The organism is Pseudomonas sp. CCI3.1 (assembly GCF_034313985.1).
In the GTDB taxonomy this organism is placed as follows: domain Bacteria; phylum Pseudomonadota; class Gammaproteobacteria; order Pseudomonadales; family Pseudomonadaceae; genus Aquipseudomonas; species Aquipseudomonas psychrophila.
This window is the reverse complement of record NZ_JAVIWO010000001.1, coordinates 5,152,879-5,166,946: the sequence shown is the minus strand read 5'-3', so window position 1 is coordinate 5,166,946 and position 14,068 is coordinate 5,152,879. Positions and strand designations below refer to the sequence as shown.

Here is a 14,068-nt window from a genome sequence, read left to right as displayed (position 1 = left end):
ATGTCCTTACTGTTGATCTTCCGCGTAGATGCCCGCCGAGCCCAAGGCTCCGCCTATGTCGCGCTCGCCATACAGCAACGGCTTGCAGCGGCCTTGCGCAGTGGTGGTGACGGCTGAACCGAAGGCGTAGCTGGCTTTGTTACCCGAGTCTTCTTGCCCCAGCAGCCCAGCAGGAGACGGTGAGAGCATGGCCGCCACTCCGCCGATGGCCATACCGGCGCCAGCGGCTGCCAGGTAATACTGCTGAGTAATCACGCCGATCACGATCAGCGCGATACCGGCGATGGTCTGGAACAGACCCGCCTTGCGGCCCATGACAATCGGGGCAATGCGGATCGGTTCAGGACGCCCTGAGCGCATGTCCATTTCGTCCGCCGACAGATTCTGCTTGCCCCGGAACACGGCAAAGGTCAGGCCGCGCTCTTCCGACAGGCGCAGAAAGCGTTTGAAGCCGGGTATCGATACGCACAGCGCATGGATCGCCTCGGCGCAGGAATGCACCGCCAGCCGATGTTCACGGCCGAAGCGCGCACCCAGCACGCCGTAGAGCATGATCCTCACCACCAGCGGCTGGGCAGTGATCAGCGTATGGGCTGCCATCAGCTTTCCTCCGGCATTTTTTGATGCCGCAAAATCAACACGGTGTAGTCGGCCCACATACCACCGTATACGTCGCGGCTGGATTTCTTGTTGTAGCGGTGGTGCAGAAAGGTACGCGGCGCCGGGTGCAGATCGGGCACGCTGGCCAACAGGCCGTCACCCAGGTAGATCCCGGCATGGTTGGGCGCATTGGCATTAATCTGCATCAGGATCATGTCGCCCTTGCGCAGGTCGGCCACCGGACAGAACCCGGCCTCTTCGTAGTATTTCTCGTAGAGGCTTTCACCGGTTGTCCACCAGCCATCCCGGCGCGGGTAGTTGGGCAGTTCAATGCCGTACTCGCGGCTGTAGTAGTCGCGGCACAGGGCGTAGCAATCCAGCAGACCGTGGCCGTAATCCCGGCCAAGCAACGGTGCCTGATAGCCACAGGGCTTCAACTCGAATAGATCGCCCGAAGGCCAGCTGATAATTGCCCAGGGCTTTTCGTGCAGTTCGCAACTAACGCGATCGGCCATGCTCGGTTGCGCTGGGGTGTCGGGGTGGCTGTGGACGATGACGCGAATGGCGCCACGGTCTTCGGCGCCGGCCAGGTCTTCAGGGTTGATGATGAAGTGTTCACTGGGGGTACTGGCATCGTTGCGGCATGGCACGTATTTCTGGCGCCCGCCCTCGGCAATCACGACACCGCAGCATTCCCTTGGGAACTCGGCAGCGGCGTGAGCCTGGATCTGTTTGATCAGGGTTTTATTCATTGTTTACTCGCCCAAGGAAGTCGCCGGGGTGCCGCCAAACGGCAGTGGGTTGCCTTTTCCGTGGCGTATTTCGCAATCGCTGACCCGCCCGCCGCAGCGGTCGAGCGCAGGGTCTGACACCGGGTTGCCGTCCAGATCGAACATCCGCACACCGGTGTAGTTGCAGTCCTCCCCCCGGTACTCGCCCCACAAGCACCATTCACAGCGGCTCATCAGTTGCCCGCCGGGCAGCATCTGGCCTTTGATCGCGGTGGGCGATGCACATTCAAAGGTCACCTCTTCCCGGCTCAGGCTCAGCGCCTGGTTGATGTAGGAGATGTTCAGGCGTTCCATCGGGCTGGCTTCGGGGTTGCCGCCGGGGAAGTTCGCGGCGTCCAGGTACTTGGCGTAGGTTTCCCGCACCGTCAGGCGTACCCCGCTGAGCTGGTAGAAATTCAGGCACAGCGCCGTGATCACCCCATCGAGATTGCCCAGTTTGAGCATCGGGGTTGAGGTGTTGCCCTCCATGCCCCGGCCAAAGCCACTGACTTCAAACGGACGCGGCTCGTAGCGCTCGCCCTTCCAGATGATTGCGCCGGATTGTTGGTGCGCGTGATAGCGCAAGATGCCCATGCCCCGTGACTCGCCGTCCAGCTCCACCAGCTGGATCAGTGAGCCCGGTTCAAGTGTCTGGTCGTCTGCGGTGATCATGGTGACCTCAAGGGTTGAAGACTTGCTGAAAGGTGGTGCTCAGGGTGTATTTTTTGTTGCCCAGGGTTTGCAACTGCCAGCCGCCGCCGGTGATGAAGGCGCCCTGCTGCTCGAGCGGCGGCGTCCACAAAAAGTGCTGAGCGCCTTTGTGTCGCTTGAAGAAGTCACGAATCGGGATGATGTAGGCCGAGTTGCCGGTGAAGGACACCGCCCAACTGCCTGCGATGTTGTTGATGCCCACCGACAGGCGCTGGCTGTAGCCGTTGTTGTATTGCGAGGTCAGCACATTGGGCTGGTCGTCGCCCGCAGAACCCACCCGGGGTGACCAGGTAAATAATTCAGCCATTAGCCTCTCCGGTTACTGGGATCGAGCAGGCCGTTTTGGCCCTTTTCCTTGATGATGACGGCGCGGGCGACCTTGGGCATTTCGGCGCGAGCGGTGTCCAGCAAGGCACGGCCCATTGCTTCGTAGCCTTCGGTGGCGGTGACTGAGCCGCCGGAACCGTCGCTCTGGATATGCAGGTGAATTTGCGGCGCCGCTGACGGGCTGGCTGCCGCAGGCGACTGGCTCAACCCCGGGACCGAGAAGTTGTTGGACCTGCCGACATAACCGCCATCGGCATAACCCCGCTGGTTGAGCTGATCCAGGTACGAGCGCATGCCGGGTTGCTCCACCACTTCCTTGCGCAATACAAACTCGCCACCGTGCACCACTCCCTTGGGCTCGTACTTGCCGCCGTTGCCGGTGTAGCCGCCCTCCGAGAAGCCGGTGACCGCCGTGGCGGCGATCATGCCGACCGAGGCGTAACCCAGGCCGCGAATCAGCGAAGCCGCCGGTATGCCCATGATCGGCCCCAGCTCCAGGGCTTTGGCCGCTGCCACTTCGGTACTGACCATTGCCTGAGCAATCGCCGCTGCCTTACTGGCCAGGAACAGCACCTTGTAGGCCGTGGAGCCCTCCCCGGCCATTTGTTTCATCATGTCGGCGGCGTTGCTGGTCAGGTCGGCAAACACCGCGATGGAGCCGAGTTTGTAAGCGTCCTGGATCGACTCGAGCTTTTTGTTGTTCTCTTCGTTGATCTCAACCTTGCGGTCCAGATACTGCTGTTCGCTGATCAGCTTCTGATCGAACAGCTCTTGTTGGCGCTGCAGTTCTTTTTCGTGCCATTTGGCCAGGGCCTTGTCAGCTTCTGCAGCCTTGATCAGCTCACCACCCGGCCCACCGACAGAAGCGTCCAGACCGGTGAATGTCGGAGATGTGTTTTTGCCAACCGATGCTTTGGAGATGGCATCAGCACCATCCCGGTACTGATCAGAGGTCAAACCACCCTGGGCCTTGAGCTTGGCCAACTCGGCAAAACGCTTGCGGGTGGTGGCCAGCAAGCTGTCTTCCTGACGCTGTACATCGCTCATCAGGTCTTTGTAGGACTTCTGCGTATTAAGGTTGTCCAGCGCGATGGCAGCGCGTTGCAGGTCGACCTTTTTGGCCGCATCCAGCTTGCTCAGGGTGCCTTTGGTGATCTCAAACTCGATCTTGGCCAGCTCGGTTTTGGTCGCGTGAACATCGGCCTGTTCGTTGAGCGTGCGCAGGGTGCGGCTGTAGTTTTCGTCCAGTTGTTTGGCTTGCCGGGCGACATCTTCTGCGGCCTGTTTGGCCTTGCGTGCAGCTTCTTCCTGAGACTTTTTCGCCTGTTCGCTGGCGTCAGCCACTTTGGCCGCTGCCTGTGCCTGACTCAGTAGCGCAAGCCCTTCCGGGGTTTGTGCCAGCCCCTGCTTGGCGCCCAACCGGTTAATTTCGCCCAGTTCGGTGGGGTCTTTCAGTTTCTCGGTTTTTTCCTTGAGGGCATCGATGCGTTTCATCCACGCATCGGTGGTGGCGGCATCGGGCGGTTTGATCTTGCTCAAGCCCGCACCAAGACCTTCAGCGGCACCCTGGGCATTGTTCATCACCAGGGTCAACGCCGACATTTGCGTGCCAGCGGCGTAAATCTTGTCGATGTTGGTCTGGTATTCACCCGCCAGCGCTTGCAGTTTGCTGGTCAGCTCGGTGGTGGGTTTGATGTTCTGGACAAGGTTCTGTGTGGCCGAATCAATATCGATCCCGCCCTGGATACCCCGGCGAAAATTGCCCGACGCGGCTGCCCGCTGATACTGGTTGGCCTGAAAGTTTTTACCACCCGAGTAGTTGCCTGTGGGGCCTTGGGCAATGGCCTGCATATCTTTGAGGATTTCCGCTGCGCGCTTTTTAGCCTCGGCTTGCTCCTGGGTCAGCTTCTCAAGGATGGGGCGCCGTTGTGCGGCGCCGAGCGCTTCCCACTCCTTGCGCAGTTCCTCGATCGGGCGTTTCAGGTCGACAGCGGCATCACCGGCTTTTTCCGCATTGTCACGAAACAGCAAAAAGCTCGCGGCCACGGTGCCGGCCACCATCGCCAAACCGGCAGGACCGCCCAATATGCCCAACAGCCCACGGCCAGCACGGCCCACCAGCGCAGTGGCCGCATTGTTCGCGGCCTGTGCCTGTGTCTGCGCCATTGTCGCTTGCTGATCGGCCAGCCGCGCCAGGCGCAAACGGCCCAGTGCAGCGGTGTGAGCATCGGTGAAGCGGGCCGCGGTGACCTCTGCCTCGGCGGCAAACACGTTGGCCGCTGTACGCCGTGCCGCAGCGGTTGCAACGTCCAGTTGTGCCCGGGCCTGGCCGATAGCGGCGGCGTTGGTCGCCCGCCAGGCACCGGCCTGCGCCAGCAGCATTTTTGAAAGCTGCCCAACCTTCAACCCCGCGTATGCAGCACCCAGCGTTATCACCGTGGCTGACAGGCCGTCCATGTTGTCAGCGACAAACACGATTGCCTCCGACAACGCCCGGGTACTGCCGGTTGAGCTGTCGGCACCGCCCACCCATGCCTGAAAAGCGTTGTTGAGTACCTGCATCGAACCGCTGACGGTCGGTGGAAGCTGTTTGTACTCTTCGCGCAGCTTGCCCAGTTGCCCGATCAGCGCTGAAACCAGCTTGTCAGTGGTCAGCAGGCCGCCATCGGCCATCGCCTTAAGCGCGCCAGTGGTGACGCCCATGCCATCTGCCAGCGCCACCATTGCACGGCCACCGCTCTGGCTAACGCTGTTGAAGTCTTGCCCACGCAACACGCCTTTGGCGAGCGCCTGGCTGAGCTGGGTAGTGACCGAAGTGACTTCTTCAGCGCTGGAGCCCGACAGTTGAAAGCTGGTGGCCAGCGCCTCGGTAAATTGCACCGACTCTTTGGTGGAGTAGCCGTATTCCTTCAGTGACCGGGAGGAACGGGTAAACAGGTTGGCGTTGTCCGCAAATGAGGTGGTGGTGCGCTGGCTGATGTCGAACAGTGACTTCTGGGCAAACTGAAACTCTTCAGTGCTTGAGGTCGCCAGCTTGAGGCGGGCATTGATCGAGTTCCAGGCGTCAGCCTGGTGCACCAGATTGCCGACAGCCAAAGCCCCCACCATGACCGAGGCGTAATTGCTGACCGAGCGGGTGAGTGATGACACCGCCGAGTTTTGCGCGGCAATAGAAGCCTGCTGCGAGCGCCAGCCATCTGCGGCCTGCCGGTTTCCGCTGGTAATTGTCCGAAAATAGCTTTGGCCCATACGCCCGGCGCGGGCCATTTCGCGCTGGTAAGCGCCGGTTTCTGCCGAGACGCTGACAATCAGCTTGCGAAGGGTTTGGCCTGCCATGCTTTTCTCCGGGAATTAAAAAACCCGCCGGAGCGGGTCAGTTTGTTTTGATCTTCGGCCAAGCCTTAACACTCTCAGGCATCACTCATACCCTGCAGGTATGCCCTGAAAGACGCCTCCCCTTCAGCCGCTTCCAGCTCTTCATCCACTGGCAGCACCTTTTCAGGTGCCCACTGCGGCATCATGTCGGAGGTGGTCACTTTCGCGCCTTGGGCCTGGAGCGTGGATGCCGCAATGATCGATGCCTGAATATCCCCGCGAATATCGCCAATCGGTGACTGCCTGTCGTAGGCCATCCATAGCATCAGTTCTTCTGCGCTCATTTGTTCGCGCAGGTCGTGCAAGGTCATTCCCAGGCGGAGAGCCAGCGCCAGCATAAAGGCCAGCGCCGGTTCCGCCGTCAGGCGTTTCCCGCTGCGTCCACCGGGTCGGGGGTGTCTTCGTTCAGGCCGACGCCGCTCAGTTCAAAGACCCTGGCGGATAGCCGGTCATGCACGGGGCTGAATGCCTCGGCCACTTCGTCTACGTCCTCATCGCAGAAAACCCGCTGTTGGTTTTCATCGAACAAGGTGCGCACCAATACAAAGGCGTAGAGCAAGTTGGCATTGACCTCCACTTGAGGCTCAGGCGGTGACTCTTCGCCTTCGGCCGCTTCCACCACATGAGCACTGAGCCCCGCCTCAACACGGGCAGCAGACACCAACTCAGCGGCGCGGCGACGGTACTCCACCCAGTCGCCGGCACTCAGTGCCCGGACGGTCACAAGCGCGCCGCCCCACTCTGCCACCGCTACGGTTTCGTGTTTGAAGTTGCGCAACGGATCGAGTGCAAACGCACGAAGGCCGCTTTCTGCGGCTTTTACCCGGGCCATTACGCTTTCACCGGCACATTGAAGGAAACCGCACCGGTGATACGGACGTTAAAGGTGCCGTTTACGGTGCCGTTGGGGGCGGCGTCCCAGGTGAACTGGGTGACCAGCCCCAAAAAGTCCGAAGAGGTGCCGTCTTTAAACCCGGTGCTGAAAGCCCGTGGTTCGCCATCGTCACGGGCAGTACGCAGCACGGTTTGTGCCTCATCGTCGGCCTTCCAGTTGCCGGACATGGTGAAGGTGCCGTTATCTGCAAGGCCGGTAGTGAATTCCTTGGCTTCGCTGGACAGGGTAGAAACTTCGATTTCGTCCGACTGCCCGCCCTGGAACTGCGGCTGCTTGATGGTGACCGAAAGGTCTGCCCACAGCAGCGCGGGGTCTTTGGGATCAAGGGTGGTGAGTTTGGAAACCTTGAGCTTGGTGCCCTGGGTTTTGACGAACTTGGCTTTGGTTGGGGTTTGAGCGGCCATGTGGCCTCCTATCAAGGTTGCAGGGTGTATTCCCAGCTCACGCTGAAAAGTTCGGTGTCGTCTTCAAAGGCGTCCGGTAGCCGGTCTGCACTGCCGGTGGTGAAGTCTTCGCCGTCATTGGTCATGGCGGTAAAGACTTGCCGGGCAAGGGTCAGGGCTTTGAAGTGACTGGCGCCCCAGGCGTCCACCTGAATACTCAGGTCGCTGGAGCCGTCCCACCCGGTGAGGGTGAATCCGGCGCCTTCGCTGACGGTTTGCAGGATCAAACGGGGCAAGGCCGCGCCCTCGGGGGCAACGCCGAAGTACACGCGCCCGTCGACCAGAGGCGAGAGCCTGTCGATAAGTGAGTTTTCGATCATGGGGTTACCCGGTGATGGCGCTATCAATGCCTTGGGCCAGTTTGTCGATAACGGCCTTTTCGATTTGCGGCAGGCTGCTGTCCCACGCGGGGCGCATAAACGGCGCGGCTGCATGCTTGGACGTTCCAAACTCAACAAACCACCAGTAGTAAGGCGCGTCGTAAACGGTCTTGGTACTGCGTCTTTTCTTGCCCCGGGATTTGATGGCCTTGGTGGATTTGCCTTTGGGCTTTTTGACCCGTATGCCCGCCGTGGCACCGGTTGGGGTTTCCGATTGTTTGAGACGGGTGGCTGTGATGTTTTTCTTCAGCCGGCCGGTTCGCACAGGCGCCAGGGCCCGGGCTCTGTCTCGGGCGACCCGGGCGCCCCGGGCGCCCGCCATTACGGCATCACGCGCCACCTTGTTGCCCGTGGCCCGGGACAAGCGCTCAAAATCCGCCTGCAATTCCCCAAGCCCCAGGATGCTGACCGAGCCGTTACTCATTGGGTTTCACCGTTTTGCACATGAGTTTGAGCATGTCCCGCTGGTTGGTCGGCAGCGGTGCAATGACTTCGTAGGTGATTCCGTCATGCACCAGGCGCTGACCGGCCACCACGTCCTTGCGGTAACGAATGTTTATTTCGGCGTTGATCTGCGCCTGCATCTGCGACGCTGCCTCATACATCCGCCCGGACGGGGCCTTGATTTCAGCCCAGACCTTGCCGATATCGGCCCAGCCTTTGACGGGCTGGTTGAGTTCGTCCTTGGTTTCAGTGAGGCCGCGCAGCATGCACATGTGTCGCAGTGGACCGGCTCTCATAAATTCACCCAGCGGTGGGGATTCCACAGCGCGTTGGTGGCCATTGGCAGTTCAATAGCTGACATACCCATCGCCACGGTTTCGCGGTTAGCGTACCAGTGGCCAATCAGCAACAAGGCGCCCTGTAAAATGCTTTTGCTAAGCGCGATCGCATTGCCCGGCGGGTCGGGCAGCGCGTGTGCGGGGTCGATCAGGGTACGGTTGGTCCAGCCTTCAAAGGCGCTAAGTGCCGCATCGGTGTAACCCTGAATCAACAGGTCTTCGTCATCGTGAAACACCCGCAGTTGCTGCTTCACGAGGCTCAGTGCAATCAAGGCTTGGCCTTGGTTTTGCGCTCGGTTTTTGAGCCCTCAACCAACGTGGCGATTTTCAAGTGGTCGACTGCCACCAACGCACAACGTTCGGAGACTTCCTGTTCACCGATTTCAATTTGAATGACGTGATTGCCACCCTCCGCAAAGGGGAATGGCTTGGTGACCAATATCGTAGGCATGGCGATCTCCAGAGGCACGGGCGCCCGCAGGCGCCCTGCCCGTTACTCCGCGCTGAGGGTGAGGATTTTGACTGCCTGGGAGTCAACCAACATGCCGCCGACACGCTTGGTGGTGTAGAAACCCACATAAGGTTTGTTGGTGTACGGGTCGCGCAGTACCCGGGTGCCAATGCGGTCGACGATGGTGTACGCACGCTTGAAGTCGCCAAAGGCGATGGCGTTGGCATCGGCCGCTACATCGGGCATGTCTTCGTTTTCGGTGATGCCGTAACCCAGCAGCACGGACGGTGCACCGGCTTCCAGCCCCGGGCGCCACAGGTAGTTGCCTTCCTTGTCCTTGAGTTTGCGCATATAGGCGACGGTGAGGTTGCCCATCATCCAGGTGCCGTTGGCGCGGTAGCCCGCCTTCAAGGCGTGGATCAGATCAATAAGGTTGTCGCCGGTAATTTGGCCAGCGGCGCCAGTGATGATCTTTTGCAGCACGCCAAACTCGCGCTCGGCATCGTTTTTCGTATCGAGGGTGTAGGCCAGCAAGCCTTTCGGTTTGTTGGTGCCGTTGCCAAGCAAAAAAGCGTTGCCCTCTTTTTCGGAAAACTCGCGGGCCACCTCATCGTTCAGCCAACCTTCAGCGTTGAAGAACAAATCGTCGAGGCTGGTTTGGGTGGCTTGCGGGTTGGCGTAAATTTCGCCCATAAAGGCAGAAATTTGACCCAGGGTCGGGGTGTCGGTTTTTGGTCGCTCGGCCGTTTCACCCACCCAGCCCGAACCGGCGCCGCCGAGGTTCACCAGGCGCTTGTAGTCCGGGGTGCCCACGGTGATCTGGTTGCACACCTGGCGCATCGGCGAGGTTTCGCGCAGCAGTTCAATGATGCTGCGGTCTAGGTCTTCGGGAACGGCGTAGCCGCCATCCGACTCGACGCCAATTTGCAGCGCCTTGGCTTGCAGTTCGCCAAGCCCGGTGTCGATGCCCTTGCGCACAAACTGCAAAAACGCCGCTTTGTGTTCGCTGGCGGCCTTGGTGCCGCTGCCGTCCGGGCGCTTGATGGCGATCAGCTCTTTCTCAAGCGAGGATTTCAGGGCATCCAGCTCGCCCAGTTTCTCGTTGAGGGTATCGACCTGCCCGGACAGTTTGCCCTTCTCTTCCTCCAGGCCGTCGATACGCTTGTCGTTGGTCTTTTTGAATTCGTCGAACTTCTTGCCCAGGGCTTCGGCAACGTCTTCAATGTCTCTCTTTTCAACAGCCATGAGAGGCTCCTTAAATGCGGGTCAAAAGTGATTTGAGGGATTGCATTGCGTCGTCAACACCCGCCTCTCGCGGTGATACTGCGCTGTAGCCTTTGGCCATAAAGGCCTTGGCCTGGGAGCCCGAAAACCCTACCTCTCGCAGGGCGCGCTCCACTTTGCTGGGCGGCGGTGTTTCGCCACGGGCTAGCAGAGATTTCACATCGGTGATCCGGGCTTCATCGTTGGCCGGAAAGGTGACCAGGGAGACTTCCCAGAGATCGATGGCTTTCAGGATCCAGACGCCCTTTTCCTTGTCGTATTCGTAGTCATCGAGCATGTAGCCGATGGACATGCCGGTCAGGCTGCCCGCCTTCATATGAGCGTGGGCGCGCTTGGCCAGCGGGTCGGCGTCGATCAGCAAGCGGCCTTTGACGTACAGGCCCACATCGTCTTCGCGCATCTCGGTGTAGATGCCGATAGGCTCGCTCATGTTGTGTTGCCAGAGCATGGCTGGCAGACGACCTTTGGTTGTCCACTTCTCCAGGGTGGTGGCGAAGGCGCCGCGCACCACTAGATCGCTGTAGCTGTCTTCAACGCCGAACACGGAGCCGTAGCCTTCAAACTCGCCGCTGTCGCTGACCGATTTGATGGTCAGGGGCAGATCAAGCCGTTGTTTCGTCTGCATCGGGCGACTCCGGTTTGGTGGTCATGTTCATGGGGGTCAGGTAGATGTCGCCGCCCTCGCGGGGGTTTTCGTCTTCCAGCTCGCGGCAATCGTTGGGGCTCAAAATCCCCCACTGGATGCCCTTGCCGTAGGACTCGTAGCGGCCTTTGAGATCGCCGCGCATCAGGGCACCGGCGTTGAATTTGGCGTAATGGGTCAGGCGGTCGGTTTCATTGAGTAAACCCACTTGAATGCGGTGCTCGATGCGGGTCATCAGCGGCACCAGGGAGTAGTTCACAAAGCTCATGCCCATATGCTCGATGTTGTTGAGGGTCATTTTTTCCATGCTGGCCACCAGATGTGGCGGCACACGGAACAGGCCGCAGATTTGCGCCTCGCTCATCTTTTTTGATTCGATGAACTGGGTGTCCTGGGCGTTAAGGCTGATAGGTTTCCAGTCCAGGCCCATTTCCAGAATCATCGGTTTGTAGGCGTTGGCCACGCCCATGTGCTCGCCCTGGAACTCGGCTTTGAGTCGGGCAAAGGCTTCATCGGTCAGGGTTTGCTCGGTCTGCAGCACGCCGCTGGTGACAGCGCCGTTGGTAAACAGCTTGGCAGCGTGGGTGTCCATCGCCTGGCCAAGACCCAGGGCTTGCCGTGCGTAGGCGATGGGGTTCAAGCCATTCAGCCCGTCAAGGGTGAACAGCCGCACATGCCAGATTTCGTCTTGTGTCAGCACCCGCTGACCGGTTTTGAAGTTGACGGTGTATTCCACCGTCCAGTCGTCTTTGAGCTTGGGCGTCACGATGTCGGGGTTCAGCGGCAGCAGCTCGACCACGTTGCCCAGCGCCATCACCTTGTAGGCGAAGAAGTTGCCGCGCAGACACAAGCACGCCACCAGCATTTCCCAGAACTCTTGGGAGGTCATAAAGCTGTTGGGCGCCATTGTCAGCAGCGGATACAGCCGGTGCGAAGTGGCTGGCAGGCGAACCTTGCCGGTTTGCTTCAACAGACGGCACGGCAACATGCCGATGGACTCGGACAACACCCTGATGCAGTTGAATACGACCAGCTGCTGCAGCGCGCTGCTGGTGGTTACACGCTGCCCGGCATGGGTTTCGTAGCCTGCGCCCAGGGCTTGGGCCAGTTTCTCTGACGTGTCGATGGCCTGGGGATCGCCCTTGGCGCCAAAGAGCCGGCCAATCCGCTTGAATAGCCCCATTAGAGTTTCCTGATTCCGTGTTTGGTGAGGTGGCCAGAGAGGGTTTCCTCCGGATGAAGGTTTGCCAGCACCCGCCCTATGGACATGATCAGCGCCACGGCGCCGTCGATTTTGTTGTCGTCGCCCTGCTTGATCGGGCGCACTACGTCATCGTTGCCGGGCATGTGTTTGCCGATCACGTTGGCGATGCACCAGGTCATGATCGGATTGCCGTCATGGTGGAAGCGGCCCGACTCAATTGCTGCTTCCAGCTCTTTCATCGGGTCGGACATGTTGGTGTAGTTCTGGGTAATGGTGACCGGGTTGAAACCCTCGTCATCCAGGTCATGGCTGAGGCCCGTCGCACCGTGCGGGTCGATGGGGCACCAGCGCACGGGGGCGATGTGGTTGGCCTCTTTGGCCTCGTCGAGAATCTCGCGGTAATCGATCTCGGCGCCGTCTGTGGTTTGCAGATGGCCTGAGTTGATCCACGCCTGAAAGCGTTCCGACATGCGTTTGTTGTCGGTGTTGTAGGCGGTGTCTTCAGGCACCCAGAAGTGCGGCGCGATGCAGTAGTAATGCACCCGGCCGTCGATAACTCGCCAGAACAGCCGCGCCATTGAGTTCATATCGAGTTTGCGCGCGAGGTCGAAACCCAGAATGCATTCCTGCCCGGCGAACTGCTCCTGGGTGAGCGTGGTGTCTTCACAGGTACGCCAGCTTTCGACGTTGTAGAAGCCGGTTTTTGCACTCACCCAAAGGTTGAGGTGCTTGGTTTTGAACGTGTTGGTGAAGCGGGTCGAGCGTATGGCCCGCGCTTGCTGGCTTTCCAGATACTCCTGAAACACCGATACCCCGTGGTTGGGGTTGGCCTTGGCCAGCATCTTCGGGTCGGTCCAGTCGTCGCCCTCGTCCAGGGTCCAGATCCAGCCGAACAGCTCTTCATCCGGTACCGTGCCTTCGAGCATTTCGATGACTTGGCGTCGCTTGTCGTAGCAAGGCCCTTCAATGTCGGCACCGGCCGTGGTGATGATGAACATCAGCGGCTGGCGACGGGAGCCCATGCCGGTGAGCATGGTGTCGTACTGGGCTGAGGTCGGGTGTTCGTGGTATTCGTCGACGATGGCGCAGCTTGGTGATGCGCCGTCGCCGGGGTTGCCGATCAGCGGCTCAAAGCGGCTGAAGTCGGACGGGATGTTCATGTTTGAGGCGTTGACCTCAATCCCCGCCGCCTCGACCAGCATCGGTGACTTGGTGATCATCAGCTTGGCCGGACGAAACACCTCCCACGCCTGCTTCTCGGTGGTCGCACCGGCGTAGACCTCGGCGCCGTATTCGCCATCAGCCACAAACATACTGATGCCTACACCGCCCGCCACCACGGACTTGCCGTTTTTCCGCGGCACTTCCCAGTAGCTTTCTCGAAAGCGCCGGTGCCCGCCCTTCTTCTTGACCCAGCCGAAGGTCACGGCCAGGCCGAACAACTGCCACGGCTCCAGGGTGATGAGTTGGCGTTTGAATGCCCACTCCCCTTTTGTGTGCGGCAGTAGCTGGATCAGCTTGAGCTTTTTCTCGGCTTTGGCCGGGTCGAACTTGAAGCGAAAGGTGCGCTTGCGGCTGTTGGCCAGGTCATCGAAGTGACGTTGCACCGCCTGATGAATGTACCGGCACGCCGGCACCTTGCCACGCAAAACAGAGCGCCCCCACACCATCGCCTTGTCGACGTTGGCGTGCAGGACTTTGCTCATTAGGTACTCAGTAGTTTGGCGAATTCGTTGGTTGAGGTGTGTTTGTTACCGCCGATGATACGGCTGCGGCTTGATGGGTCGAGGCCGAGCAAGGAACCGAAGGTCACCAGTTGGCGCATGGATTCGTTCGCGGCGGTAAGTGCAGGGTTTTTCATCGGGCTGCCCTGGGCGGATTCGACGACGATGCCGAATTGCTGGACGGCCTCTTCAGCCATCCGCCACTTGTCGTAGGCGGTGCAGAACGCTTCGACGTTGTGTAAATCCGTCAGCGCAACAACATGTTCGCGCAATAATTCAGGGATCAGCATTCGCCACATCGTGGCGGCGCGTGCGCTTAACCACTCGGGCGGATCAATATTGGTCACCGTCGAGAACTGCGGTTCACAGGTGTTTAAAGCCCGCTTACCGGGGTTCCCGGCGAGTTTCTTCTGGGCCGTGGGCTTGGGTTTTCGACCACGGCCAGCGACCGTGGCGGTGCCCCCCATAGCGCAACTCCT

General features: G+C 60.0%; 18 protein-coding genes. All 18 read right to left on the bottom strand.

Annotated features, from left to right (window positions below; all coding sequences use genetic code 11):
- Positions 1–6 precede the first annotated feature (6 nt).
- The 18 genes from RGV06_RS23845 to RGV06_RS23760 all read right to left on the bottom strand — a co-directional run bounded on the left by RGV06_RS23845 (position 7) and on the right by RGV06_RS23760 (position 14,056).
- Positions 7–600 (bottom strand): tail assembly protein, encoded by a 594-nt coding sequence (locus RGV06_RS23845; protein ID WP_322151600.1) that lies wholly within the window; start codon positions 598–600, stop codon positions 7–9.
- Positions 600–1,352 carry a C40 family peptidase gene (locus RGV06_RS23840; RefSeq protein ID WP_322151599.1) on the bottom strand — a complete coding sequence of 251 codons (753 nt, stop codon included), beginning with the start codon at positions 1,350–1,352 and terminating at the stop codon, positions 600–602. Before RGV06_RS23840 ends, RGV06_RS23845 begins: the two co-directional genes overlap by 1 nt.
- Positions 1,353–1,355: 3 nt before the next feature.
- Positions 1,356–2,042: a phage minor tail protein L gene (locus tag RGV06_RS23835; protein ID WP_322151598.1), complete on the bottom strand. Its 687-nt coding sequence runs from the start codon at positions 2,040–2,042 to the stop codon at positions 1,356–1,358.
- Between the two features lie 7 nt (positions 2,043–2,049).
- Positions 2,050–2,388 (bottom strand): phage tail protein, encoded by a 339-nt coding sequence (locus RGV06_RS23830; protein WP_322151597.1) that lies wholly within the window; start codon positions 2,386–2,388, stop codon positions 2,050–2,052.
- A complete protein-coding gene (locus RGV06_RS23825) occupies positions 2,388–5,744 on the bottom strand; it encodes a tape measure protein (protein WP_322151596.1) in 3,357 nt (1,118 codons plus the stop codon). The genes RGV06_RS23830 and RGV06_RS23825 overlap by 1 nt, the downstream gene beginning before the upstream one ends.
- A 74-nt stretch (positions 5,745–5,818) precedes the next feature.
- Entirely contained in the window at positions 5,819–6,121 is a 303-nt protein-coding gene (locus RGV06_RS23820; protein ID WP_322151595.1) for a DUF4035 domain-containing protein, read from the bottom strand.
- A 23-nt stretch (positions 6,122–6,144) separates the two neighbouring features.
- A complete protein-coding gene (locus RGV06_RS23815; protein WP_322151594.1) occupies positions 6,145–6,615 on the bottom strand; it encodes a phage tail assembly chaperone in 471 nt (156 codons plus the stop codon).
- Complete coding sequence (locus tag RGV06_RS23810) at positions 6,615–7,082, bottom strand: phage tail tube protein (RefSeq protein WP_322151593.1); 468 nt, start codon at positions 7,080–7,082, stop codon at positions 6,615–6,617. Before RGV06_RS23810 ends, RGV06_RS23815 begins: the two co-directional genes overlap by 1 nt.
- Positions 7,083–7,093: 11 nt before the next feature.
- Positions 7,094–7,441, bottom strand: coding sequence for a tail completion protein gp17 (gene gp17 / locus RGV06_RS23805; protein ID WP_322151592.1), 348 nt, complete (start codon positions 7,439–7,441; stop codon positions 7,094–7,096).
- Positions 7,442–7,445: 4 nt separating this feature from the next.
- Positions 7,446–7,925: an HK97-gp10 family putative phage morphogenesis protein gene (locus RGV06_RS23800; RefSeq protein ID WP_322151591.1), complete on the bottom strand. Its 480-nt coding sequence runs from the start codon at positions 7,923–7,925 to the stop codon at positions 7,446–7,448.
- The gene (locus RGV06_RS23795) at positions 7,918–8,241 is read right to left on the bottom strand and encodes a phage head closure protein (protein WP_322151590.1); all 324 of its coding nucleotides are present in this window, start codon (positions 8,239–8,241) and stop codon (positions 7,918–7,920) included. The genes RGV06_RS23800 and RGV06_RS23795 overlap by 8 nt, the downstream gene beginning before the upstream one ends.
- Positions 8,238–8,537, bottom strand: a complete 300-nt coding sequence (locus tag RGV06_RS23790) for a head-tail connector protein (RefSeq protein WP_322151589.1) — start codon at positions 8,535–8,537, stop codon at positions 8,238–8,240. The genes RGV06_RS23795 and RGV06_RS23790 overlap by 4 nt, the downstream gene beginning before the upstream one ends.
- A gap of 14 nt (positions 8,538–8,551) precedes the next feature.
- Entirely contained in the window at positions 8,552–8,734 is a 183-nt protein-coding gene (locus RGV06_RS23785) for a hypothetical protein (protein ID WP_322151588.1), read from the bottom strand.
- 42 nt (positions 8,735–8,776) lie between these two features.
- Positions 8,777–9,979: a phage major capsid protein gene (locus RGV06_RS23780; RefSeq protein WP_322151587.1), complete on the bottom strand. Its 1,203-nt coding sequence runs from the start codon at positions 9,977–9,979 to the stop codon at positions 8,777–8,779.
- Between the two features lie 10 nt (positions 9,980–9,989).
- The gene (locus RGV06_RS23775; protein WP_322151586.1) at positions 9,990–10,643 is read right to left on the bottom strand and encodes an HK97 family phage prohead protease; all 654 of its coding nucleotides are present in this window, start codon (positions 10,641–10,643) and stop codon (positions 9,990–9,992) included.
- Complete coding sequence (locus RGV06_RS23770) at positions 10,621–11,844, bottom strand: phage portal protein (RefSeq protein ID WP_322151585.1); 1,224 nt, start codon at positions 11,842–11,844, stop codon at positions 10,621–10,623. Before RGV06_RS23770 ends, RGV06_RS23775 begins: the two co-directional genes overlap by 23 nt.
- Entirely contained in the window at positions 11,844–13,571 is a 1,728-nt protein-coding gene (locus RGV06_RS23765; protein WP_322151584.1) for a terminase large subunit, read from the bottom strand. Before RGV06_RS23765 ends, RGV06_RS23770 begins: the two co-directional genes overlap by 1 nt.
- Positions 13,571–14,056 (bottom strand): phage terminase small subunit P27 family, encoded by a 486-nt coding sequence (locus RGV06_RS23760; RefSeq protein WP_322151583.1) that lies wholly within the window; start codon positions 14,054–14,056, stop codon positions 13,571–13,573. The genes RGV06_RS23765 and RGV06_RS23760 overlap by 1 nt, the downstream gene beginning before the upstream one ends.
- Positions 14,057–14,068 lie beyond the last annotated feature (12 nt).

What these genes read in the sequence shown, in the direction of transcription:
- RGV06_RS23785 (WP_322151588.1), bottom strand. Translation starts at nt 8,734, where the DNA reads ATGCCTACGATATTGGTCACCAAGCCATTCCCCTTTGCGGAGGGTGGC.
- RGV06_RS23845 (WP_322151600.1), bottom strand. Translation starts at nt 600, where the DNA reads ATGGCAGCCCATACGCTGATCACTGCCCAGCCGCTGGTGGTGAGGATC.
- RGV06_RS23820 (WP_322151595.1), bottom strand. Translation starts at nt 6,121, where the DNA reads ATGCTGGCGCTGGCTCTCCGCCTGGGAATGACCTTGCACGACCTGCGC.
- gp17 (WP_322151592.1), bottom strand. Translation starts at nt 7,441, where the DNA reads ATGATCGAAAACTCACTTATCGACAGGCTCTCGCCTCTGGTCGACGGG.
- RGV06_RS23825 (WP_322151596.1), bottom strand. Translation starts at nt 5,744, where the DNA reads ATGGCAGGCCAAACCCTTCGCAAGCTGATTGTCAGCGTCTCGGCAGAA.
- RGV06_RS23835 (WP_322151598.1), bottom strand. Translation starts at nt 2,042, where the DNA reads ATGATCACCGCAGACGACCAGACACTTGAACCGGGCTCACTGATCCAG.
- RGV06_RS23800 (WP_322151591.1), bottom strand. Translation starts at nt 7,925, where the DNA reads ATGAGTAACGGCTCGGTCAGCATCCTGGGGCTTGGGGAATTGCAGGCG.
- RGV06_RS23780 (WP_322151587.1), bottom strand. Translation starts at nt 9,979, where the DNA reads ATGGCTGTTGAAAAGAGAGACATTGAAGACGTTGCCGAAGCCCTGGGC.
- RGV06_RS23760 (WP_322151583.1), bottom strand. Translation starts at nt 14,056, where the DNA reads ATGGGGGGCACCGCCACGGTCGCTGGCCGTGGTCGAAAACCCAAGCCC.
- RGV06_RS23765 (WP_322151584.1), bottom strand. Translation starts at nt 13,571, where the DNA reads ATGAGCAAAGTCCTGCACGCCAACGTCGACAAGGCGATGGTGTGGGGG.
- RGV06_RS23830 (WP_322151597.1), bottom strand. Translation starts at nt 2,388, where the DNA reads ATGGCTGAATTATTTACCTGGTCACCCCGGGTGGGTTCTGCGGGCGAC.
- RGV06_RS23815 (WP_322151594.1), bottom strand. Translation starts at nt 6,615, where the DNA reads ATGGCCCGGGTAAAAGCCGCAGAAAGCGGCCTTCGTGCGTTTGCACTC.
- RGV06_RS23840 (WP_322151599.1), bottom strand. Translation starts at nt 1,352, where the DNA reads ATGAATAAAACCCTGATCAAACAGATCCAGGCTCACGCCGCTGCCGAG.
- RGV06_RS23775 (WP_322151586.1), bottom strand. Translation starts at nt 10,643, where the DNA reads ATGCAGACGAAACAACGGCTTGATCTGCCCCTGACCATCAAATCGGTC.
- RGV06_RS23810 (WP_322151593.1), bottom strand. Translation starts at nt 7,082, where the DNA reads ATGGCCGCTCAAACCCCAACCAAAGCCAAGTTCGTCAAAACCCAGGGC.
- RGV06_RS23770 (WP_322151585.1), bottom strand. Translation starts at nt 11,844, where the DNA reads ATGGGGCTATTCAAGCGGATTGGCCGGCTCTTTGGCGCCAAGGGCGAT.
- RGV06_RS23795 (WP_322151590.1), bottom strand. Translation starts at nt 8,241, where the DNA reads ATGAGAGCCGGTCCACTGCGACACATGTGCATGCTGCGCGGCCTCACT.